We start from the raw sequence: 20,195 nt of genomic DNA, 5'->3' as shown, positions 1-20,195 counted from the left end.
ATAAACGGTGCGATTACCCGGGTGGACCTGGATTTGGTCGGCATATCTGACGTTGCGGAACGCCTTAATGCCACCCGGCAAGCAGTGCGCCTTTGGTCGAACGGAGAGCGCAGAAGCGACTTCCCCAACCTTTACACGACAATCGGGGATTCGAAGGTATGGGCATGGGCAGACGTATACAGTTGGGCGCGAAGTAACGCCCTCGAGATCGACGAGTTCTACTCGGGAACTCCTATTCCTGTTGACATCGCTGAGACGTTCAATGGTGCGTTCGCCCGTCAGCGCGCCATACGAGCGCAGGGATGGATTCCTGGGACTTTAACCACGGGTACATCGAAACCTGTGGCGTCTCGTCGACCGACAAGCAACCGGACCGGTTGGCGCGAAGTGCGGCCTGCAGCATGACCGAGAACGCACCTCGTGTCGTCGAGTCCGCTGGCGAGTTATTGCGCGATGTCACAATCAAGATCGACGGCGTAAATTGGTTCAAGGTCAACGCTGAACTCGATGAAGAGCAACACGGTGACTCTTTGGACTTTGAGAGCATCTCTCCTAGCTATGCCCTACGCCTCAGGGCCGAAGGTTCCGAGATCGGGACACGGCTTGACGTGCACCTAAGCACGAATATCGGGCGCCTGGATGTTGACGTGGCCATCAACTACGCCGCCCCGTATCCAGTTGCTCTAACCCAAGAAGCTCAGCTTGAGTTCGCGAACGAGGTCGCAATCATGGCGCTTATTCCTTATGTAAGGGAATGCATAGCGAGCTTGTCCGCTCGAGTTTTCGGCGAAACAATCTTGATGCCGATTCTTCAACGTGGCGAATTGCATTTTTCAGAAGAAAACAACGTCGATTCGAAGCAGTAGATAGCCTCAGTCATTTGGCATACCGTCCAGGAGATTGCAAACGTGCTCTCGTCGCGTCGAGCGGTAGCAGTAAAGTCCTGGTATGCCGCATAAAATCTCCAGTCTCAATGGCTGGTTAGACGTTCATGATTGGCCTCGCGTGGCTTGTCCCACGTGCAATGTGGGCTCCCTCGGATTCGAGAATTTCGAAACCTACCCCGACCAGGAATCGAAGCGTGTAATAGAAATCGCGAACAACGGCGGAGCTCCTGATGAACTCCAGGGGACCTACTCCGGGAACCTACTTTGCGATAACGCACGCTGCCTTCAGCGAGTGGCGATGCTGGGCGACTGGCGTTACTGGATAAATGAAGGCGACCCAAAATACGGCCAGTTTGGCGCGATGTACAAGATTCGCCAAGTACATCCGCCCTTGCGTCTAATAGCGGTTCCAGATCGCGCGCCGGATGAGGTGAAGAGCGCAATATCAACGGCATCATCCGCCATCTGGATCAGTCCCAGTTTGGCGGCGAACCAACTCAGACAGGCCGTTGAGGATCTTCTGACAGCTAAGAGAGTTCGCCGGACAAGCATCAAGGCGACGACGGGCAAACGCAACCGCCTGAATCTTCACACTCGAATTAGGGAGTATGCGGCGAAGGAACCGAAGATCGCGGAGGCTCTCGAGGCAGTCAAGTGGATCGGAAATAGCGGATCTCATGATGACAAATTGACCGTTGCTGAGGTACTTGTCGGGGCGGAGATACTCGAACTGGCGCTCAAGTCGCTGTACGACAAAAGTGATGCTCAATTACTTTCAAAGGTTCGAGCCATAAATAGGACTAAAGGGAAGGTCAAAACAACCTAAAGAGACCGAACGAATATTCCCAGGCCTTGAGCGTCCGCGTATTTGTCGTGTGGAAAAACAGCCCAAAATGTATATCGCCTACACCCGGAGGGGCGGTACGGAGGGGTACCCGGGGGCGTCCCGGTGGGTCTCTCACGCCTTCGATGGGGTCTCAGCGCTGAGGTAGACGCTCTGTGTGTGAAAACGGCCTTACCTCGGAGCCGCGACCTGTAGCGGCCTGAGGTGTCCCCACCCTGGGCTCGTCGGTGGTTGGTAGTAACGTCCCCCGCATCATGGCACGACCTACTCTCTCCGTTATCGATAGATGGACGTCAGCCGTCCACTACGGTGACAAGCCGCCGTTCGCGTATCTACGGGAGAAGCTGCCTGAATTCGATGGCGAGAAGCGCTTCTCGGTGTACACCGCCCACGCGAAGGTCAGCGACCGACTTTGGTGCGGCTGGTTTGTCACCAATCGACAAGCAGTCTTGTGGATGGAGTGGAATGCGGTTGACCTGATCGCAGCTACCGCATCAGGAGGAGCAGAGGCCCGACTTCGGGCGCGGGCGCTAGCAGAAAGCCCGAACGGATTCATCAAGCGGTAGCTTATGGGCGACTGCCACTGCTGAGATGAGGTTGAAAAGCTTTGTTATTACACGTGTGTGATTTGAAGGTTGAAGGGGTGGGCACGCCACACTCGTGCCCACCCCCTTTCTAGGCGAGCGCTTACTGAAGGGTGATCACGGACGGCCAATTGTTCGTCGTGACGCCAGGGCGCATGTTCACGGCAGGAACGAGGCCGGGGCCGATCTGCTTGCCTGTGCTCTGCAGAACCCATCCCGAACTGGTTCCGACCGCGAACAAGAGCGTTCCACCGCCGTTGATTGCGACCTGCGGCCAGGTTCCATCCATGTTGACCGCGCTGATGTAGCCGGACCCGATGCTGAGACCAGTGCTGTCTTTGTGCCAAGCTCCGCCATATGGCGAGATCTGGAACAGGGTTCCGCCGTCGTTCGCCATGATCTGTAGGCGGTTGTTTCCCATGTTCACGGCACTGATATACGCGTTGCCGATCTGCACGCCGGTGTTCCCCTTGTGCCAGCCATTATTGTCGGCGGACACCTCCATCAGAACGCCGTTCTCGTTGACCATGATTCGACCCCAGCCGCCTGAAAGATAGGTGGCCGAGATCTGTCCCGTTCCAATCTGAAGGCCGGTGTTTCCGACATGCCACCCCGTCGAGTCGCCATACGCCTCGAGCAGTGTGCCGCCTTCGTTGATGTAGATACGAGCGTTCGGCTCGTTCGCGACACGGATTGCTGAAATAGTTGATGCTGCGTTGATCTGGATTCCGGTCGGGACTTTATGCCAGCCGGCGGAGTCTCCCCAGATCTCTACGAGGTTGCCGCCTTCATTGACCCAAATCTGAGGCCAGTTCCCTCCCATGTTCACGGTCGAAATCTGTCCGCTACTGACGGATTGGCTCGTAGGCAAGGTCTGCCATCCGGTCGTCGGGGAAGCCACCGCCTGTATAACGGTTCCTCCGGGTAGGGCTGTTGGTCCGGACGTCGTGACTCTCATCGGAGCACTCGTTCGCGAGAAATCAATGTGCTGATGACCGCAACTGTCGGCTATGTAGGCGATATTGGAGAGGGGCCACGAAGGATGACATCCGACCTGACCCGCAACCGTGTTTGACGGCACAACTCCGTCGAGGAAGTTCAGTAACTCGTGGGTTCTGGCACCAGAGTTGCCCACTGACTGGCCGCCGACCAATCCGATATCGATTGCCTTGGCCGGGTCCGAACAGTGCACCGAGCTCGGACAGTTCAGGGAGGAACCGATGCATGGACGATTCAGTTCGTTGACGCGCATCGAACCGAAATTTTGGACGGTTAGGACCATCAACTGAAGGATGCGCACATCGACGGCGCAGTTGGGCGTTACCGACCCCGTCTCTGCCAGCGGGACAATCGACTTTTGATATGCAGCATCGTTACCACCCACGCAAGCCACCTGCCCGGGTCCATCGAGCGAGCAAGCGAACGTGAGGACTCCGGCGTCTTTGAAACCGACAAGGGTTTGGGCCAGCTGCTGAGGGTCGCCGGACACCGTGACTTCTGCTGAGGCCGATTGCGGACTTGGTGTCACAACCGTCGCCAGGAGCGCGACGACAGCAACAACTAAGACGCCGCGGAACACCCTGGAAAGGAAGTTTTGTTTCACTGATTTTGCGCCGTTTTCGGGCGCGACAGTATGCATCTTTATTGGTCCCCTTGATTTGGTTCTAGCGGCTATCGTGTGCTTCGCGGAGAAGCTGCGGTCGCCCCCCGGAGGAGCCGCTTCACGAAGATGGGCTGTTGACAGATCCCACTATGGCCCCCGCAAAAGCAGGGTGTCCATCGAAATAATCCTCAGCATGGGCACTACTTGACACTCCGCGTCCCATGACGGCTGGCACTGACATTGTGGACGTTCGCTATCTCCCGTTTCAGTCACTTCGAAATGAGTTTTGGGATCTCGTTACCTTCAGTGTTCGACTTGCCGGGCACGATCTGATTGAGGGTTACGCCCGAAGCCCACGCGTTCCAGGCGCGGAACACAATGTAGATCGCCTCAGCGATTCCCGGCTTACGACGCTGCCCTGTTGCTGCTCGATGGAAAATGTCGAGGAGCACGCGGCGTGGGTCTCCTTTGCCGTCGAGGCGCATGTCCGCGATCGACTCAGCGAACTCGACTGCGGCGTTGGCCCCAACCTTCTCGAGCTCGTAGAGGCAATATGCCCAGACCGAGGGTTGAATGTTGATGCTCTTCCCTGTACGACGAGCGAGAAGGATTGCGCTGCCGACATCGGGATTGAGCTCGGCCCACGCGATGATGTCGGAGTTCGAGAGGGTTGGGATGCTGGTGGCCATCGCAGTCTTCAGATACCCGCTTTCTCGAGCGTCCGCGATGCGAGCCACAGCCGCGAGCACGGTTGGGTCCTGCGTGAACCCGGCGAAGCGTAGGCCGTCTCCTCCTGTCCGTTTGGCTCCGGTGTCGATTACCTCCCGCGAGCGCGGATCCAAGCCCCTGACGACGAGCACACGGACTGTCACTCCCGATTCAATGACCGCCTCGCACCGGTGCTGGCCGTCGATCAGCCGACCCTCCCAATCGAACTGGATCGACTGTCCTGATGTCTGCCAGTTGCCGGAGCGCATGTCTTGGGCGTACTGCTGAACCTTCTGCCGGCGCAGGTGTCGGTTGCCTAGATTGTGACCAAGCCACATCTCTGCGAGTTCAGGGGTGAGTTCCACGAACTCGTGAGTCACCTCGTGGACGATTGGAGTCGTGGACTGTGATGGTTGGGCGGTCATTGTGTTCTCCTGGTGGTTGGGTTGGTAGGAGAAGAATGACCCGGCACTGATCCCGATTTATTACTCTTTTGCATATCGGGTTGCGAGACCGGCCGTCATGAGTGTGATGAGCACCCAGCCGGGCACGTCGCCCTGATCGTCGCGCAGGCGCCGGGCGAGTCGAGTGGGTATCGAAATCATGTTTCTCTCTTTTCAGCGGAATCGGAGGATGGGGCGTTCAGGGAGCAGACGGAGGGACGAGTGGCTCGGCATCAGAAACCCGTCTGCAGCACGACGATGCCAGGCCACACGGCGAAGAGCACGGTGGTCGGGAGGATGAGGAAGACGAGGGGCACGAGCATCGTGACCTCTTTCTTGCCCGCCGACTCGAGCAGGGCGCGCTTGGTGTCTTCGCGGGAATCCTGAGCCTGGGCCCGCAGCACGTCGGACAGTGGGGTTCCCCGCTCGAGAGCACCCGTCATCTGTTCGACGCAGCGAGTGAAGGCGGGCAGGGCCAACGCACCGGCCCGCGACTCGAGTGCCGCGACGAGACCGACACCCGAGTTCACCTCGGTGACCACGACGGCGAATTCGCGAGCCAGCTCTCCGCTCGAGACACGAGCCACGCGTCGCAGCCCGTCGAGTACCGTCTCGCCGGCCGAGAGGCTGAGCGTCAGGAACTCGAGCACCGTGGGAAGCTCGCTGTCGATGCGGGCGATGCGCTTTCTTGCTGCCCTCCGCAACACCAGATCGCGTGCGGCGATGCCCACTGCACCGAGCACGATCGGGATGGCCAGCTGAGTGGCCATCGGCATCGTCGTCGTGGGTGACGAGACGGCGACGAGGACCGCGCCGACGGTCGCTCCGGCCACACCGTAGACGAGTTGTTGCGAGCGGAAGTGCTCGACGGAGAGCTCCGACCGGGACTGCGCCAGACGACGCTCGATCTGTTCCGTACCTCCCAGGATTCCACTGAGCATGTCGATGGCGACCCGGGCGAGAGGCGACAGGAGCACACCGAAGACTGGAAGCGGGTCGCTGGAACGCTTCGTCAAGAATTCGCGGGCTCCCGCCGAGACGTCGACCAGATAGGGCGCGGTACGTTCGGCCAACGACGGTCTCGACAATCGCGGGGTCAGGCTCACCAGCGACCAGAGGCCGACGCCGAGAACGACTCCGAAGAGCATCGCCCAGGCCACGGTCGCGCTCATGCGAACCACCGACGTTCTTCTGGGATCCGCGCAATGACCAACATCACGCGGTACGCGATGACGCTGAGGACGAGGCCTCCCACGATGAGCGTCACTCCCCCGGCGCTGTTGTAGGCGGCAGCGGCCTCAGGACGTGTCGACAACAGCAGCAGAACGATCCACGGTGCCGCCACCCCCAACCGAGCCGCATTCATGACCCAGGACTGCCGGGCTTCCACTTCGCTGCGTATCGCCGCGTCTTCTCGCAGATAGCCCGAGAGACTCCGCAGCACCCTTGTGAGGTCGGTGCCACCGACCTCTCTCGACATGCGCAGCGTCTCGAGGATGCGGTCGGCCGTCGGGTCTGCGAGCCGCGCCTTGAGCGCGTCGAGACTCACACCGAAGTTACCCGTCGTTCGGTACAGCGCTTCGTACTCGGCAAAGGCCGCGCGGCTGGAGACGGGCCCCGCGTGCGCGAGAGTACTCACGCTGTCGGGCAGGGCGACGCCGCTGCGAACGGCCGACACGAGGTGGTCGACGGCATCCGGCCAGTAAGTGTGACTCGCAAGGCGACGAGCTCGGCCGCGGTGGCGCACCACGGAGATCGGCAGAAGCGCCCCGACCACAAGGGCGGCGGCATCGAGTGCGAGTACGGCGAGAGAGGCCTCCGCAACCGCGGAGGCGACCAGTCCCAGGCACGCGCTTGCCGTGATGAACACCGAAACGGGCATTCTCTCGAGTCCTGCACGATCGAGTAGGGAACGAAGACGACTGACGCGTCCCTTCACCACAGGCTCCGTCGGTGCGGGCCAGAGGGCAGGGGCCGCGCACAATACGAGGCCCAGACCCAGAATGAGTCCGAACACCGTGCTCATCGGTCGCCCCGGCCGAGCACGATCGATGGTTCGAGACCGGCGGCCCGGAATTTCGCCGTCTTCGTCGGGTATCCCCCGGTCGCGACGAGGTCGCGGCCCTCGAGAGCGAAAATCGTGCTGGCCTCGATGACTCCGCCCTGGCCCGGCGAGCCCGAGACCTGGCCGCTCGGCGCGAGGATCTCGACGATCCGACGCGCGCCACGCTTATCCATCTCGCAGTGCACGACGATGTCGATGCACGACGCCACCGTGGGTGTCACGAAGGCGGCATCGATGTTGCGACCGGCGAGCAGGGGCAGTGTGCAGAGCTTCACCAGCGCGTCCCGGGCGCTGTTGGCGTGGATGCTGCACGCTCCGGGCAAGCCGGAGTTCAGCGCGATGAGCAGATCGAGACTCTCCGCCTCGCGCACCTCGCCGACCACGATGCGGTCAGGGCGCATTCTCAGTGCTTCTTTGATGAGGCGCCGCAAAGTGATCTCACCCGTTCCCTCGAGGCTGGCCTGACGGCATTGCATCGCGACCACGTCGCGCGCAGTGAGATCGAGTTCGAAGGTCTCCTCGACGGTGACGATGCGATCACTCGGCCGGGCGACAGAGAGCAGGGCATTGAGCAGGGTGGTCTTGCCGCTCTGCGTCGCGCCCGACACCAGGATGTTCTGCTGCGCGAGCACGCACATGCGCAGGAACTCGGCGGATTGCTGGGTGAGTGCGCCCAGGCCGACGAGCTGGTGCAGATCGCGGATGCGCCGGGTGAATTTTCTGATGTTCACCGCCAGGTGCGCTCGGGTGACGTCGGGGATCACGACGTGCAGTCGGCTGCCATCGGGAAGGGAGGCGTCGACGAAGGGAGAACTCAGATCGACGCGTCGGCCCGAACTCTGCAGCATGCGCTCGACGAGCTCTCTCACCTCGAGATCCGACAGCACCACGCTCGAGCGCTCCGAGACGCCGTTCTTGGCCACGAACACTCGGTTGGGGCCGTTGATCCAGATCTCCTCGATGCTGGGGTCGTCGAGGAGCGGCTGCAACGCACCGAAGCCGGTCAGCGAGGCCACGACCTCGCGGGTCGCGAGCGTCTCGTCGGCCAACAACGGAGAGCCGCCGCCCAGGGCTCGCTCGGTGTACCGCCGAACCTCGTCGTCGACGAACTGCCTTGCGAGGCTCTCGTCTGACGCCAGATCGACACCCTCGCGGCGCACGCGGTCACGCACACGTTCGGTGATCAGCTGCACGGCGTTCGCCACACGCATCCTCCTGTCGATCGTCCTCGACCGACATGATGCACCGAAACGCCGAAGCCCCGCGGAAGTTATCCACAGGGCTTCGACGAACAGGCGAGCGAACTATTCGTAGCGCAGCGACTCGATCGGATCCTGACGGGCCGCACGCAGCGCCGGAATCGTGCCGGCCAGGAACGCGATGCCCATCACCACGAGGATGATCACCGCGATCGACGCGGGATCGAAGGCGATCAGGGTGAGCCCCGGAAGAGCCGACAGCAGGCCGTTCGCCAACACCCCGTTCAACGCTGTTCCAGCGAGGATCGCCCCGGCCGCTCCGATGGCGCTTCCGAGGAATCCGATGAACACGGCCTCCAGGCTGAAGAGGCCGAACACCCGGCCGCCGCCCATGCCCATCGCCTTCATGAGTCCGATCTCCCGCGTGCGCTCCTGCACGCTCATCAGAAGGGTGTTCACGATGCCGAAGCCCGCCGCGATCAACGCGATCACCGCGAAACCGTTCAGCACCAGCACGATCGCGTCGATGACCGTCTTGAACGACCCGATCTGATCCTCCACCGTGGTGGCGTCGTAGCCGAGCGCCTTGAGGTCGCTCTTGATCGTCGACACCTGCGCATCCGAGGACGACGGATCGAAGCGCACACTGACCGACGCATAACTGTCTTTCGTCGAGCTGCTCAGACCGACCGATTGGGCGTCGTACAGCGCCGTTGTGAGCGCGTCATTGGCGGTGAGGCTCGAACTCCCGAGCAGACCTGCCTCGGCGACGCCGGAGACGGTGGCATCGATGGTGCTCGACGCGCCCGTCTGGTCTGTGACGCCGAACGTCACCGTCTTGCCCACGGCATCCGAATCGCTCGAGAAGCCCAGGGGCTCGACGTACGACACGGGCAGGGCGACCTCGAAGGCTTTTCCGTCGCTCGACGGCTCCGAGCCCGCGGCCAGGTCGAGGCTCATGCCCGACACGAAGCCGCCGATCGCCGCCTGGTACGGGGTGCCGCCGTCGTATTCCACGTAGTTCGGTCGGGCCGTGAGTACGGGATCGACGGAGTCGACGCCCTTCACCGCCCGAATGTCGCCGAGTTCCGCCGCCGTGATGGCCTCGACCGTCGACCCGGGCCTGCCGGTCGCGCTCTCGACGTTGGTGGTGTCGGGCTCGTACTTCGCCGGCCCCGACGTGGTGTCCTCCACGGTCTTCGTGACCGTCATCACATCGTCTGCGCCGATCGAGGAGACGGTCGTGTCGATGTAGCGATTGATGCCCGTCCCCACCCCGCTCGTCAGTGCCAGCGTGAAGGCTCCGATGAAGATGGCCAGCACCGTGAGGGTCGTTCGGGTCTTGCTGCGGAACGTGTTGCTGATCGCCGAACGGATCAGATCGAGGCCGCTCATGCCGTCGCTCCGTTCCGGTCGACGATGAGGCCGTCGCGGATGAAGACGCTGCGGTCGGTCTTCGCCGCCAGGTCCTCGTCGTGGGTCACCACGATCAGCGTGATCCCCGTGCGCCGGTTGAGATCGAAGAGGATGTCTTCGACCACCGCGCCCGTGGCCGTGTCGAGGTTGCCTGTCGGCTCGTCGGCGAAGATCACGCGCGGTTCGTTCACCAGGGCGCGAGCGATGACCACGCGCTGCTTCTGGCCGCCCGAGAGATCGGTGGCCTTGTTCTTCGCCTTGTCGGCGAGCTCGAGCCGCTCGAGCGCCTCCATTCCACGCCGCCGTCTTTCCGAACCGCCGACCCCGGCGATGCGCAGCGGCAGCGTCACGTTGTCGAGCACCGAGGTGTTGGGGGTGAGGAAGAACTGCTGGAAGACGAACCCGAAGGTCTGGTTGCGCGTGCGGTTGAGGGTCCGACCGCCGAGAGCTCCCGCGTCACGACCGCTCAGCTCGACGGCGCCGGTCGACGGCTTGTCGAGCAGCGCCAGCAGGTGCATCAGAGTGGACTTGCCCGAGCCGCTCTTGCCGACGATCGAGATGGACTCGCCCTCGTCGATATCGAGCGATACCCCCTTCAGCGCGTCGAAGCGGGCTGCGCCTCGACCGTAGGACTTCTTGACGTCTCGCGCCGCGAGAACCGGAACCGGCATGGATGCTCCTGAGCTGTCTGCTCGTGCGATGTGCACGATCACTCCAGACTCGCTGCACATCGGATGCCCGTCGTCACCCCGGCACGGCATCTTCGGCTACCACGAACGTGGGACGCGCGCGGCTCGAGCGTGCTGCGAGACTGGACGACAGCGAGCCCACGACAGGGATCACGACAGGAAGAAGGTGCGCCCGTGAGATCCGGTTCTCGAGCGTTCCCCGTGCCCTTCGAGTCGCCCCTGCCTGTGCGGCTGCGCTGGATCCCCTCGGCCCTCGCGATCATCGTCGTCTGCGTTCCCGTCGTCGTCGCATCCCGCAGCAGAGCCGCTGCCGGCGGCACCACGACCGAGGTGCTGGCGCTGTCTGTCGTGGTGGCGCTCGTTCTGGTCGCCGCCCTGGTGCTGCGCACGCGGTACCCCCGCAGCACGGCGGCGGTCGCGATCGCGGCGGCCTGCGCGGCAGTTCTGCTGTCGAGCCTGGCGCTGATCGGTCCCGGTCCGGTCGTCGCGTCGATCATCACACTGATGACCACCGTCTTCGGTGTCGGATCACGCCAGGGCCGAACCCCGGCGCTCATCGTGGCCGGTGCCGCAGTCGTGGCCACCGGCAGCGTGTTGCTGCTCGCTCCCCCGCCCGAGTCGCGCGGCGTCGAATCGCTCATACTGCTCGTCGCCCTCGTCGGCCTCGCTGCTACGGGTGGCGTGGCCCAGTACAACGGGCGCGCTTTCATTCAGGCCATCACCGAGCGGGCACGACGAGCAGAGGAGACGCGGGAATCCGAGGCCGAGAGGCGGGTGACCGAGGAGCGGCTCGCCATCGCCCGCGATCTGCACGACGTCATGGCCCACCAGATCGCCGTGATCAACCTGCACGCCGCCTCGGCCTCGAAGGCCCTCCGCACGAGACCGGATGACGCGGAACGCTCCCTCACCACCGTGCGCGAGGCGGCGCGCACCGTGCTCGGTGAGATCGGGAGCCTCCTGACCGTGCTCCGCTCGGCCGACAGCGGGAGCTCGGCGGTGATGGCTCCTACGCCCGGACTATCCGAGCTTCCGCGCCTCTTCGACGAGTTCTCGAAGGCCGGGCTCACCGTGGAGCAGAGGACGGTCGGCACCCCGGTCGAGCTCGACTCCCTGCGCGACATCGTCGCGCACCGCGTTCTGCAGGAGGGCCTGACGAACGCCCACAAGCACGGCGGCGACGGCACCGCCCTCGTGCAACTCGACTACGGCGACGACGGCCTCGGGATCACGGTCACCAACGTGACCCGGCCCCGGAGCGACGACAGGACCGTCGTGGAGAGCGGTCACGGACTCGCGGGGGTTCGCGAGCGTCTGTCGTCGGTGGGAGGAACGCTCGAGACGTCGTTCGGCCCGGGGCCCGTGCACCGCTTCGTGGCGCATCTTCCCCTCGACGCTCCTCATCACGATCCGCGCGGCAGCGAGCAGGCCGTCCCCGACCCGAATAGGCACACATGATCTCCGTCGTTCTCGCCGACGACCAGGCGCTCATCCGCACCGCCGTCTCCGAACTCGTCTCCCACGAGGAGGGCTTCACCATCGTGGGCGAGGCGGCGAACGGTCGGGAGGCCGTCGACGTCGTTCGCGCGACCCGTCCCGACATCGTGCTCATGGACATCCGGATGCCCGTAATGGACGGACTGCAGGCGACCGAGGCGATCTGCGCCGACCCCCTGCTCGCAGGGACGCGCATCGTGATCCTCACCACCTTCGAAGACGACGAGTACGTGCTGCGGGCGCTGCGGGCGGGCGCCAGCGGGTTCCTCGGCAAAGGCACCGAGGCGGATGCGCTTATGGCGGCGATCAGGACGGTCAACGACGGCGAGGCGCTGCTGTCTCCGAAGGCGACCAGAGCCCTCATCGATCGCTACCTGTCGCCTGCGGACGCCTCGCCGCAGCGTGTTCCCGACGAGCTGGCCCTCTTGACGGAGCGTGAGCGGGAGATTCTGCTTCTCGTCGGATCGGGCTTGTCGAACGGCGAGATCGCCGCCGGGCTCGTGATCTCGCCGCAGACGGCGAAGACCCACGTCAACCGCATGATGTCGAAGCTCGGCGTGCATGATCGCGCCCAACTCGTGATCATCGCCTACGAGTCCGGCCTGCTTGTTCCGGGGCGAAGCTGACCAGCCCCTGCCGGTACACTGGTTCTGCTCTGCGGGAGTGGTGGAATTGGTAGACACGCAGGATTTAGGTTCCTGTGCTTTCGAGCGTGAGGGTTCAAGTCCCTTCTCCCGTACTCCCCGCTGTCGTCCACGTATCCCGGGCCTCGGCGGGGGTACTCTTGATGCACCGCAGATCGCACACTTGTCCGCCGCCGACCGGCCTTGACTCGACCCGCCGACGACTGGAGCCCAGATGACACACGCCGCCCTCATTCCCTGGCTTGATCCTGAGACGCTCATCCAGAGCTTCGGGCCGTTCGCCTTGATCGGCGTCTGTCTGATCATCTTCGCTGAGACGGGACTCCTCATCGGATTCCTCTTCCCCGGCGATACTCTGCTGATCATCACCGGCGTTCTCGCCTTCAGCCCGGGCATCGGCGTCGACATCTGGTGGGTGTGTCTGGCCATCGGCTTTGCCGCCTTCGCGGGTGGCGAGGTGGGGTACCTCATCGGTCACAAGTTTGGACCGCGCCTCTTCGAGCGCAAGGAGTCCGGCCTCTTCAGTATCAAAAACGTCGAGCGAACCAACGCGTTCTTCACGAAATACGGCGCATTCGCCGTCATCCTCGCCCGCTTCGTTCCCATCGTGCGCACGTTCGCTCCGATCGCCGCCGGCATCGGACACATGAACTACCGCAAGTACTCGCTGTACAACCTCATCGGCGCCGTCATCTGGGGTGCGGGTGTGACATTCATCGGATACCTCATCGGGAACATCCCCCCGGTGAAGGACTTCGTCACCAGCTACATCGACATCATCCTGCTCGCCGCAGTCGCGGCGACGCTCATCCCCACGATCTGGCACTACGTGCAGTCGACGATGAAGGCTCGAAAGGCCAACGCTGCGGGGGCTGCCCAGGCTCAAGCAGATCTGGCACTCGACCCCGACGTCTTCGACCACAAGCCGGAGGCTTAGGAAGCTCGCACCAATGTACAGAACCAACTACGCGTCCTCGCTCACCCGCGAAGACGTGGGCCTCGACGTCATGCTCTCCGGCTGGGTGGCGCGCATCCGCGACCACGGCGGCGTCGCCTTCATCGACCTCCGTGACTCGTCCGGCATAGCCCAGGTCACATTCCGTGACGAGCTGGTGGCGGCAGCCGAGAGCCTCCGTGTCGAGTCCGTCGTGACGGTCAAGGGAATCGTCCGCGAGCGTCCCGCGGGCAACGTGAACACCACCATCGCCTCGGGCGAGGTCGAGATCCAGGCGACAAGCCTCGAGGTTCTGGCCGCCAGCGACGTCCTGCCCTTCCAGCTCGACGACGAACCCGGCGAAGAGACCCGCCTCGCCTACCGCTACCTCGACCTTCGACGCGAGAGCGCCGCGTACCCGCTGAAGCTGCGCTCCAAGGTGTCTGCCGCCGTTCGCAACGTGCTCGTCGACGAGGATTTCGTCGAGGTCGAGACGCCCACCCTCACCCACTCGACCCCCGAGGGCGCGCGCGACTTCCTGGTGCCCGCCCGTCTCAAGCCCGGCACGTTCTACGCGCTGCCACAGAGCCCTCAGCTCTTCAAACAGCTCCTCATGGTCGGCGGGTTCGAAAAGTACTTCCAGATCGCCCGTTGCTACCGCGACGAGGACTTCAGGGCCGACAGGCAGCCCGAGTTCACGCAGCTCGACGTCGAGATGAGCTTCGTCGACCAGGAGCAGGTCATCCAACTCGCGGAGAAGGTGCTGCGGGCCATGTGGCGCACGATCGATGTCGAGCTCCCCACGCCACTGCCCCGCATGACCTACGCAGAGGCGATGCGTCGCTTCGGCTCGGATAAGCCCGACCTGCGCTTCGGCCTCGAGCTCGTCGAGTTCACGGAGTACTTCGAGGGCAGCGACTTCGCCATCTTCAAGGCACCCTACGTGGGTGCGGTCGTGATGCCCGGCGGTGCCGGACAGGCCCGCCGTGCCCTCGACGCATGGCAGGAGTGGGCCAAGCAGCGCGGCGCCAAGGGGCTCGCCTACGTGCTCGTCGGCGAAGACGGAGAGCTGCGTGGCCCGGTCGCGAAGAACCTGTCCGAAGCCGAGCGCACCGGCCTCGTGGCCCACGCCGGCGCTCAGCCCGGCGACTGCATCTTCTTCGCAGCGGGCGCCGCCAAGGCATCACGCGGACTCCTGGGTGCGCTCCGCGGCGAGATCGCAGAGCGCCAGGGCCTCATCGACCCCGCAGCCTGGGCCTTCACGTGGGTCGTCGACGCTCCCCTCTTCGAGCCCGCCGGCGACGCGGTCGCGAGCGGTGACGTCGCGGTCGGCGCCGGCGCGTGGACGGCAGTGCACCACGCCTTCACCTCGCCCAAGCCGGAGTTCATCGACACGTTCGACTCCGACCCCGAGTCGGCCCTGTCGTACGCCTATGACATCGTCTGCAACGGCAACGAGATCGGCGGCGGAAGCATCCGTATCCACACTCGCGAGCTGCAGGAGCGCGTGTTCAAGATCATGGGCATCAGCGAAGAAGAGGCGCAGGAGAAGTTCGGCTTCCTCCTGCAGGCCTTCGCGTTCGGTGCACCGCCTCACGGAGGATTCGCCATGGGCTTCGACCGCGTCGTGTCGCTGCTCGCAGCGACGGAGTCGATCCGCGATGTCATCGCCTTCCCGAAGTCGGGTGGCGGCAACGACCCGCTCACGGGCGCACCGGCCGAGCTGGAGACCGTGCAGCAGGTCGAGTTGTACCGCACGCTGGGCGTTCAGGCTCTGCCGCAGAAGTAGGCCCTCGGCACGGGGACACCTCGCCTACGGGTGCAGGTGCTCCTCGTGCTGGGCGTGCTCGGCGGGCTCGATCTGGAACGTGGAGTGTCTGACGTCGAAATGCGCTGACAGGCACATCGACAGGCGATCCAGCAGCCGCCCGGAGTCTCCGCGCTCGAACACGGCGGGCTCCACCACGACGTGCGCCGAGAAGATGTTCTTGCCTGTCGTCACGGCCCATACGTGCACGTCGTGCACATCAACCACGCCCTCTTCCGCGAGGATGTGGCTGCGGATCTCGGCGACGTCGGTCTCGACGGGCGTCTGTTGAAGCAGAACCCGGATGACATCGCGCAGCAACGAGACGGCGCGCGGAATGATCATGGCGGCGATCACCAGCGACGCGATCGCATCGGCCGGGGCGAATCCTGTGAACAGGATCACCAGCGACGCGACAATGACGGTCGCCGACCCGAGCAGATCGCCGAACACCTCGAGGTAGGCCCCCCGCATGTTCAACGACGAGCTTGCGCCCCCTCGGAGCAGCATCAGCGCCGCGAAGTTGGCGATCAGTCCGATGGCAGCGACGACGAGCAACGGCACCGGAGGAATCTGCACGTCATCCGGCGTGATGAGCCGAGAGACTCCCTCGATGGCGACGAATGCCGCGACACCGATCAGCAGTAGCCCGTTGAACAACGCGGCGAAGACCTCCACGCGCTGGAAGCCGAAACTATGCCTCTCCGTGGCGGGTCGGGCCGCCACGATGGTCGCGACGAGAGCTACGATCAGCCCGATCAGATCGGATGCCATGTGCCCCGCGTCGGCGAGGAGGGCGAGCGACCCCGTGGCCACGGCACCGACGATCTCGACGATCAGGACGGTCGCGACGATCGCGATCGCCCAGCCGAGGCGCGACCGGTTCGTCGTCGCCGAGGCGTGGTCGTGGGAGCCGTGGGAGTGTTGTTCGCTGCGAGCCATCGTCCTCCCAGCGTAGGCAGCCACGCGAGCTGCACCTAGCGGCGCGGCTAGTTAGGAATGACGCTCATTCTCAACACGGGAACCAGTTCGCGGAACGCTCTGCTGCGGTGGCTGTCGGCGTTCTTCTGCTCGGGCGTCAGCTCGGCAGCGGAGAGATCTCCTCCGTCGGGCACGAAGATCGGGTCGTAACCGAATCCGTTCTCGCCGCGCGGCGCATCCACGATTCGGCCCGGCCATTCGCCCACGGCGAGATGCTCGCTGGCGGCCCGGCCCGGCTGTTCGGGCACGACCACGGCGATGGTGCACGCGTACCACCCTGTGCGGTGGGGGTCCTTGATGTCGGCCAGCTGGTCGAGCAGGAGGTCGAGGTTCGCCGTCGCTCCTCGTCCGTGACCAGCCCACCGCGCGGAGAAGATGCCCGGGGCTCCCCCGAGCACGTCGACGCAGATGCCCGAGTCGTCGGCGAGGGCCGGAAGACCGGTGTGGGCGGCCGCGACCCGCGCCTTGATCAGAGCGTTGTCGGCGAACGAGACGCCGTCTTCGATCGGCTCCGGCCCGTCGTACGCGACAATCTCGAGTTCGGGGATCTCGGCCGCCAGGATCTTCTGGAATTCCTCGACCTTGTGCGCGTTGTGCGTCGCCAGAACGACCCGGATGCTCATTCGCCCGATCCGAGAACCCTCGCCTGGATCTCGGCCAGCTCGGCCGTGCCCGCCAGCGCGAGGTCGAGAAGGGCATCGAGTTCGGCGCGATCGAAGGGCGCGCCCTCGGCTGTGCCCTGCACCTCGACGAAGAGTCCTCGGCCCGTGACGACTACGTTCATGTCGGTCTCCGCGCGCACGTCCTCGACATAGGCGAGATCGAGCATCGGAACGCCGTCGATGATGCCGACCGACACCGCGGACAGGCTGTCGATGACGGGCTGCGACTTCTGACCGATGAACTTCTTGGTGCGAGCCCACTCGATGGCATCGACCAGCGCCACGTACGCACCGGTGATCGCCGCCGTGCGGGTACCCCCGTCTGCCTGCAGCACGTCGCAGTCGATGACGATGGTGTTCTCGCCGAGAGCCTTCATATCGACGACCGCACGCAGGCTACGGCCGATCAGTCGCGAGATCTCGTGCGTGCGTCCGCCGATCTTGCCTTTGACGGCTTCGCGATCCATGCGGTCGTTGGTCGAGCGCGGAAGCATCGAGTACTCGGCCGTGACCCACCCCTGGCCCTTGCCCTGCTTCCAGCGGGGCACCCCGTTGGTGAACGACGCGGTGCAGAGCACCTTCGTCTTGCCGAACGAGATCAGGGCCGAACCCTCGGCCTGGTCGCTCCACCCACGCTCGATCGTGATGGGGCGCAGCTGGCTGGCGGTGCGGCCGTCTTTGCGGGAATCGTTCGACATGGTGTCTCCAGGAGGGGATCAGTGGATGGGGGGAAGGGTGATGACGCCGGTCTCGACGAACTCGACGGTCTCGACCTGGCGGCCGAGCATCAGGTCTGCGAGCCGCATGAATTCGTCGGCGCTCGCGCCGGTCGCCTCGTAGCGGTGCACTGGCGGCGGCGACGACGTGCGCTCGATTCCGCGGCTCACGAGTTCGCGGAACACATCGTTCGCCGTCTCGGTGTCGCTCGAGACAAGACGTACACCCTCTCCCATCACGTAGGAGATCGCCCCCTTCAGGAAGGGGTAGTGGGTGCAGCCGAGCACGAGTGTGTCGATATCGTGCTCACGAAGCGGGGCGAGGTAGCGCTCGGCGACGGCGAAGAGCTCACGACTCGTCGTGTCGCCCGCCTCGACGAATTCGACGAATCTCGGGCACGCCTGAGTGAAGAGTTCGAGGTGCGGGGCCGCGGCGAACGCGTCGTTGTACGCGCGGGAGCGGATCGTTCCCTCGGTGCCGATGACTCCGACCTTGAGATTTCTCGTCGACGATACGGCGGCGCGAACCGCGGGCTGGATCACTTCGACGACGGGAACCGAGTACCGTTCGCGGGCATCGCGCAGCATCGCGGCGGAGGCCGTGTTGCACGCGATGACGAGCATCTTCACGCCCTGCGCGACCAGCGTGTCAAGCGCCTCGAGCGCGAACTGCCTGACCTCGGCGAGAGGTCGCGGTCCGTACGGTGATCGAGCGGTGTCGCCGATGTAGGTGATGGATTCCCGGGGCAACTGATCGCGGATGGACCGAGCCACGGAGAGGCCGCCGACGCCGGAATCGAAGACTCCGATCGGCGCATCACTCACCCGTCAAGACTACTGCGCGCGCGGGCCGCGGATATGCTTGCCGAGTGACCGACGCCTCTTCGCTTCTCACCGACCGTTACGAACTCACGATGCTCGATGCGGCCATCCAGGCCGGAACGCACGAGCGGGAATGCGTTTTCGAAGCCTTTGCGCGCCGGCTCCCCCAGGGGCGTCGATACGGAATCGTGGCAGGTACAGGGCGTCTGCTCGAACTGATCGAGGCCTTCCGATTCGGCGACGCCGAACTCGAATGGCTGAGCAGGGAGGGCATCGTGCGCACCGCCGCGCTCGACTGGCTCGCCGACTACCGTTTTCGCGGCACGATCACCGGATACCGGGAGGGAGAGGTCTACTTCCCCAACTCCCCCATCCTCATCGTCGACTCGACCTTCGCAGAGGGAGTCATCCTCGAGACGCTCATCCTGAGCGTTCTCAACTACGACTCCTCGGTGGCGAGTGCAGCATCCCGCATGGTCTCGGCGGCGGCCGGGCGCCCACTCGCGGAGATGGGTTCGCGCCGCACAGGCGAAAGATCTGCCGTAGCGGCTGCGCGCGCCGCCTACATCGCGGGGTTCGGCGCCACCTCGAACCTCGAGGCAGGGCGCACCTGGGGCATTCCCACGATGGGCACGGCCGCCCACTCGTTCACCCTGCTGCACGACAGCGAGGAAGCCGCGTTCCAGGCCCAGGTCGACGCGCTCGGGCCATCGACGACGCTGCTCGTCGACACCTTCGACGTACACAAGGGCGTCGAGCTCGCCGTGCGCGTCGCGGGGCCCGAGCTGGGAGCGGTCCGCATCGACTCGGGCGACCTGCCCTCCCTCGTCACCGCCGTTCGGGAACAGCTCGATTCCCTCGGCAACCAGGGCACCAAGATCACCGTGACCAACGATCTCGACGAATACACCATCGCTGCGTTGGCCGCATCGCCTGTCGACTCCTACGGGGTGGGAACGTCTGTCGTGACCGGATCCGGCTCCCCCGCCGCCGGTATGGTCTACAAGCTCGTGGCGCATAAAGATGCCGAGGGCGCATGGGTCTCCGTCGCCAAGAAATCGGCCGAGAAGGCCACGGTGGGTGGGCGCAAGCATCCGGTGCGAACGATGAACGACCTCGGTCGAGCGGTTGCCGAGACGATCGACGTCGGCGATTCCGCGGTGTCGAACAGCTCAGCTCGCGACCTGCTCGTCACCCTCATCGAGAGGGGCGAGGTCGACGCCCGCTACACGGGCCCGGAGGGCGTTGAGCTGGCTCGCACCCACAGAGCCGACGCCATCGCCGAACTCCCCGACCAGGCGTTCCGTCTGGGCCGGGGCGAGCCCATCATCCCCACCGTCTACGTCTGATCGAACGGAGCGCCTATTCGGGCTTCAGGCCCTCGTAGATGCGCTTGCAGTCGGGGCACACCGGAAATTTCTCAGGATCACGACCGGGCAGCCACTTCTTGCCGCACAGCGCCTTGACCGGCTTACCCGTCATCGCAGATTCGAGAATCTGTTCTTTCTTGACGTAGTGAGAGAACCGCTCGTGGTCGCCTGGTTCGATCGTCTCCTGCTCTAGCAACTCCTCGAGTTCGCGGTCGAGAGTCGATGTGCCGCCACCCTCGCGGGGTCCGCCGGGATCGGCGATGCTGGCTGCTGGACTGATGTGAGGAACGTGACTCATGCGACCAGTCTAATTTCACCGAGCGC

The 20,195-nt window shown here is 64.2% G+C and carries 19 protein-coding genes and 1 tRNA gene; 8 read left to right on the top strand and 12 right to left on the bottom strand.

All coding sequences use genetic code 11. The features are described from left to right. The first annotated feature begins 302 nt into the window (after window positions 1-302). The gene (locus ASE64_RS11600; protein ID WP_055780535.1) at window positions 303-866 is read left to right on the top strand and encodes a hypothetical protein; all 564 of its coding nucleotides are present in this window, start codon (window positions 303-305) and stop codon (window positions 864-866) included. Window positions 867-948: 82 nt separating this feature from the next. Further along, window positions 949-1,713 carry a DUF4145 domain-containing protein gene (locus tag ASE64_RS11595; RefSeq protein ID WP_082466209.1) on the top strand — a complete coding sequence of 255 codons (765 nt, stop codon included), beginning with the start codon at window positions 949-951 and terminating at the stop codon, window positions 1,711-1,713. 705 nt (window positions 1,714-2,418) lie between these two features. Here the strand turns inward: ASE64_RS11595 and ASE64_RS17470 are convergent. The 7 genes from ASE64_RS17470 to ASE64_RS11560 all read right to left on the bottom strand — a co-directional run bounded on the left by ASE64_RS17470 (window position 2,419) and on the right by ASE64_RS11560 (window position 10,420). Further along, window positions 2,419-3,954, bottom strand: a complete 1,536-nt coding sequence (locus ASE64_RS17470) for a hypothetical protein (RefSeq protein ID WP_156351833.1) — start codon at window positions 3,952-3,954, stop codon at window positions 2,419-2,421. A gap of 233 nt (window positions 3,955-4,187) precedes the next feature. Further along, window positions 4,188-5,051, bottom strand: a complete 864-nt coding sequence (locus ASE64_RS11585; RefSeq protein WP_055780526.1) for a hypothetical protein — start codon at window positions 5,049-5,051, stop codon at window positions 4,188-4,190. Window positions 5,052-5,302: 251 nt separating this feature from the next. Continuing rightward, window positions 5,303-6,241, bottom strand: a complete 939-nt coding sequence (locus ASE64_RS11580) for a type II secretion system F family protein (RefSeq protein WP_055781929.1) — start codon at window positions 6,239-6,241, stop codon at window positions 5,303-5,305. After that, window positions 6,238-6,951: a type II secretion system F family protein gene (locus ASE64_RS11575; protein WP_235480602.1), complete on the bottom strand. Its 714-nt coding sequence runs from the start codon at window positions 6,949-6,951 to the stop codon at window positions 6,238-6,240. The genes ASE64_RS11580 and ASE64_RS11575 overlap by 4 nt, the downstream gene beginning before the upstream one ends. 140 nt (window positions 6,952-7,091) lie before the next feature. Then, entirely contained in the window at window positions 7,092-8,345 is a 1,254-nt protein-coding gene (locus ASE64_RS11570) for a CpaF family protein (RefSeq protein WP_055780520.1), read from the bottom strand. A gap of 93 nt (window positions 8,346-8,438) precedes the next feature. After that, window positions 8,439-9,728 (bottom strand): ABC transporter permease, encoded by a 1,290-nt coding sequence (locus tag ASE64_RS11565; RefSeq protein WP_055780518.1) that lies wholly within the window; start codon window positions 9,726-9,728, stop codon window positions 8,439-8,441. Beyond that, window positions 9,725-10,420 carry an ABC transporter ATP-binding protein gene (locus ASE64_RS11560; RefSeq protein WP_055781927.1) on the bottom strand — a complete coding sequence of 232 codons (696 nt, stop codon included), beginning with the start codon at window positions 10,418-10,420 and terminating at the stop codon, window positions 9,725-9,727. The genes ASE64_RS11565 and ASE64_RS11560 overlap by 4 nt, the downstream gene beginning before the upstream one ends. A 192-nt stretch (window positions 10,421-10,612) precedes the next feature. On the opposite strand from ASE64_RS11560, the gene ASE64_RS11555 reads away from it, so the two are divergent. The 5 genes from ASE64_RS11555 (at window position 10,613) to aspS (ending at window position 15,302) form a co-directional block, all read left to right on the top strand. Beyond that, window positions 10,613-11,896 carry a sensor histidine kinase gene (locus tag ASE64_RS11555; RefSeq protein ID WP_162234564.1) on the top strand — a complete coding sequence of 428 codons (1,284 nt, stop codon included), beginning with the start codon at window positions 10,613-10,615 and terminating at the stop codon, window positions 11,894-11,896. Then, window positions 11,893-12,561 carry a response regulator transcription factor gene (locus ASE64_RS11550; protein ID WP_055780512.1) on the top strand — a complete coding sequence of 223 codons (669 nt, stop codon included), beginning with the start codon at window positions 11,893-11,895 and terminating at the stop codon, window positions 12,559-12,561. The genes ASE64_RS11555 and ASE64_RS11550 overlap by 4 nt, the downstream gene beginning before the upstream one ends. Window positions 12,562-12,592: 31 nt before the next feature. Further along, a tRNA-Leu gene (locus tag ASE64_RS11545) sits at window positions 12,593-12,674 on the top strand. 119 nt (window positions 12,675-12,793) lie between these two features. Next, window positions 12,794-13,516: a DedA family protein gene (locus ASE64_RS11540; RefSeq protein ID WP_055780510.1), complete on the top strand. Its 723-nt coding sequence runs from the start codon at window positions 12,794-12,796 to the stop codon at window positions 13,514-13,516. Between the two features lie 13 nt (window positions 13,517-13,529). Continuing rightward, window positions 13,530-15,302 (top strand): aspartate--tRNA ligase, encoded by a 1,773-nt coding sequence (gene aspS / locus ASE64_RS11535; RefSeq protein WP_055780507.1) that lies wholly within the window; start codon window positions 13,530-13,532, stop codon window positions 15,300-15,302. Window positions 15,303-15,326: 24 nt separating this feature from the next. Here the strand turns inward: aspS and ASE64_RS11530 are convergent, their stop codons facing one another. From ASE64_RS11530 to murI, 4 genes are read right to left on the bottom strand one after another with little or no spacing between them, the layout of a single operon-like run. Next, complete coding sequence (locus ASE64_RS11530) at window positions 15,327-16,262, bottom strand: cation diffusion facilitator family transporter (protein WP_055780504.1); 936 nt, start codon at window positions 16,260-16,262, stop codon at window positions 15,327-15,329. A 47-nt stretch (window positions 16,263-16,309) separates the two neighbouring features. After that, complete coding sequence (gene rdgB / locus ASE64_RS11525; RefSeq protein ID WP_055780502.1) at window positions 16,310-16,924, bottom strand: RdgB/HAM1 family non-canonical purine NTP pyrophosphatase; 615 nt, start codon at window positions 16,922-16,924, stop codon at window positions 16,310-16,312. Continuing rightward, on the bottom strand, window positions 16,921-17,661 hold the full coding sequence (rph, locus tag ASE64_RS11520) for a ribonuclease PH (protein WP_055780500.1): 741 nt from the start codon (window positions 17,659-17,661) through the stop codon (window positions 16,921-16,923). The genes rdgB and rph overlap by 4 nt, the downstream gene beginning before the upstream one ends. A gap of 18 nt (window positions 17,662-17,679) precedes the next feature. Next, the gene (gene murI / locus ASE64_RS11515) at window positions 17,680-18,504 is read right to left on the bottom strand and encodes a glutamate racemase (RefSeq protein ID WP_055780497.1); all 825 of its coding nucleotides are present in this window, start codon (window positions 18,502-18,504) and stop codon (window positions 17,680-17,682) included. A gap of 44 nt (window positions 18,505-18,548) precedes the next feature. On the opposite strand from murI, the gene ASE64_RS11510 reads away from it, so the two are divergent. Next, a complete protein-coding gene (locus ASE64_RS11510) occupies window positions 18,549-19,850 on the top strand; it encodes a nicotinate phosphoribosyltransferase (protein ID WP_055780494.1) in 1,302 nt (433 codons plus the stop codon). A gap of 13 nt (window positions 19,851-19,863) precedes the next feature. Here the strand turns inward: ASE64_RS11510 and ASE64_RS11505 are convergent, their stop codons facing one another. Further along, window positions 19,864-20,169 carry a DUF3039 domain-containing protein gene (locus ASE64_RS11505; protein WP_055780491.1) on the bottom strand — a complete coding sequence of 102 codons (306 nt, stop codon included), beginning with the start codon at window positions 20,167-20,169 and terminating at the stop codon, window positions 19,864-19,866. Window positions 20,170-20,195: the final 26 nt, after the last annotated feature.

This window comes from Agreia sp. Leaf210 (assembly GCF_001421485.1).
Taxonomy (GTDB): Bacteria; Actinomycetota; Actinomycetes; order Actinomycetales; family Microbacteriaceae; genus Agreia.
This window is presented reverse-complemented; position numbering and strand designations above follow the sequence as displayed.

What these genes read in the sequence shown, in the direction of transcription:
- rdgB (WP_055780502.1), bottom strand. Translation starts at nt 16,924, where the DNA reads ATGAGCATCCGGGTCGTTCTGGCGACGCACAACGCGCACAAGGTCGAG.
- ASE64_RS11580 (WP_055781929.1), bottom strand. Translation starts at nt 6,241, where the DNA reads ATGAGCGCGACCGTGGCCTGGGCGATGCTCTTCGGAGTCGTTCTCGGC.
- ASE64_RS17470 (WP_156351833.1), bottom strand. Translation starts at nt 3,954, where the DNA reads ATGCATACTGTCGCGCCCGAAAACGGCGCAAAATCAGTGAAACAAAAC.
- ASE64_RS11505 (WP_055780491.1), bottom strand. Translation starts at nt 20,169, where the DNA reads ATGAGTCACGTTCCTCACATCAGTCCAGCAGCCAGCATCGCCGATCCC.
- ASE64_RS11550 (WP_055780512.1), top strand. Translation starts at nt 11,893, where the DNA reads ATGATCTCCGTCGTTCTCGCCGACGACCAGGCGCTCATCCGCACCGCC.
- rph (WP_055780500.1), bottom strand. Translation starts at nt 17,661, where the DNA reads ATGTCGAACGATTCCCGCAAAGACGGCCGCACCGCCAGCCAGCTGCGC.
- ASE64_RS11575 (WP_235480602.1), bottom strand. Translation starts at nt 6,951, where the DNA reads ATGCCCGTTTCGGTGTTCATCACGGCAAGCGCGTGCCTGGGACTGGTC.
- ASE64_RS11600 (WP_055780535.1), top strand. Translation starts at nt 303, where the DNA reads ATGGATTCCTGGGACTTTAACCACGGGTACATCGAAACCTGTGGCGTC.
- ASE64_RS11565 (WP_055780518.1), bottom strand. Translation starts at nt 9,728, where the DNA reads ATGAGCGGCCTCGATCTGATCCGTTCGGCGATCAGCAACACGTTCCGC.
- ASE64_RS11540 (WP_055780510.1), top strand. Translation starts at nt 12,794, where the DNA reads ATGACACACGCCGCCCTCATTCCCTGGCTTGATCCTGAGACGCTCATC.
- ASE64_RS11560 (WP_055781927.1), bottom strand. Translation starts at nt 10,420, where the DNA reads ATGCCGGTTCCGGTTCTCGCGGCGCGAGACGTCAAGAAGTCCTACGGT.
- aspS (WP_055780507.1), top strand. Translation starts at nt 13,530, where the DNA reads ATGTACAGAACCAACTACGCGTCCTCGCTCACCCGCGAAGACGTGGGC.
- ASE64_RS11595 (WP_082466209.1), top strand. Translation starts at nt 949, where the DNA reads ATGCCGCATAAAATCTCCAGTCTCAATGGCTGGTTAGACGTTCATGAT.
- ASE64_RS11570 (WP_055780520.1), bottom strand. Translation starts at nt 8,345, where the DNA reads ATGCGTGTGGCGAACGCCGTGCAGCTGATCACCGAACGTGTGCGTGAC.
- ASE64_RS11530 (WP_055780504.1), bottom strand. Translation starts at nt 16,262, where the DNA reads ATGGCTCGCAGCGAACAACACTCCCACGGCTCCCACGACCACGCCTCG.
- ASE64_RS11585 (WP_055780526.1), bottom strand. Translation starts at nt 5,051, where the DNA reads ATGACCGCCCAACCATCACAGTCCACGACTCCAATCGTCCACGAGGTG.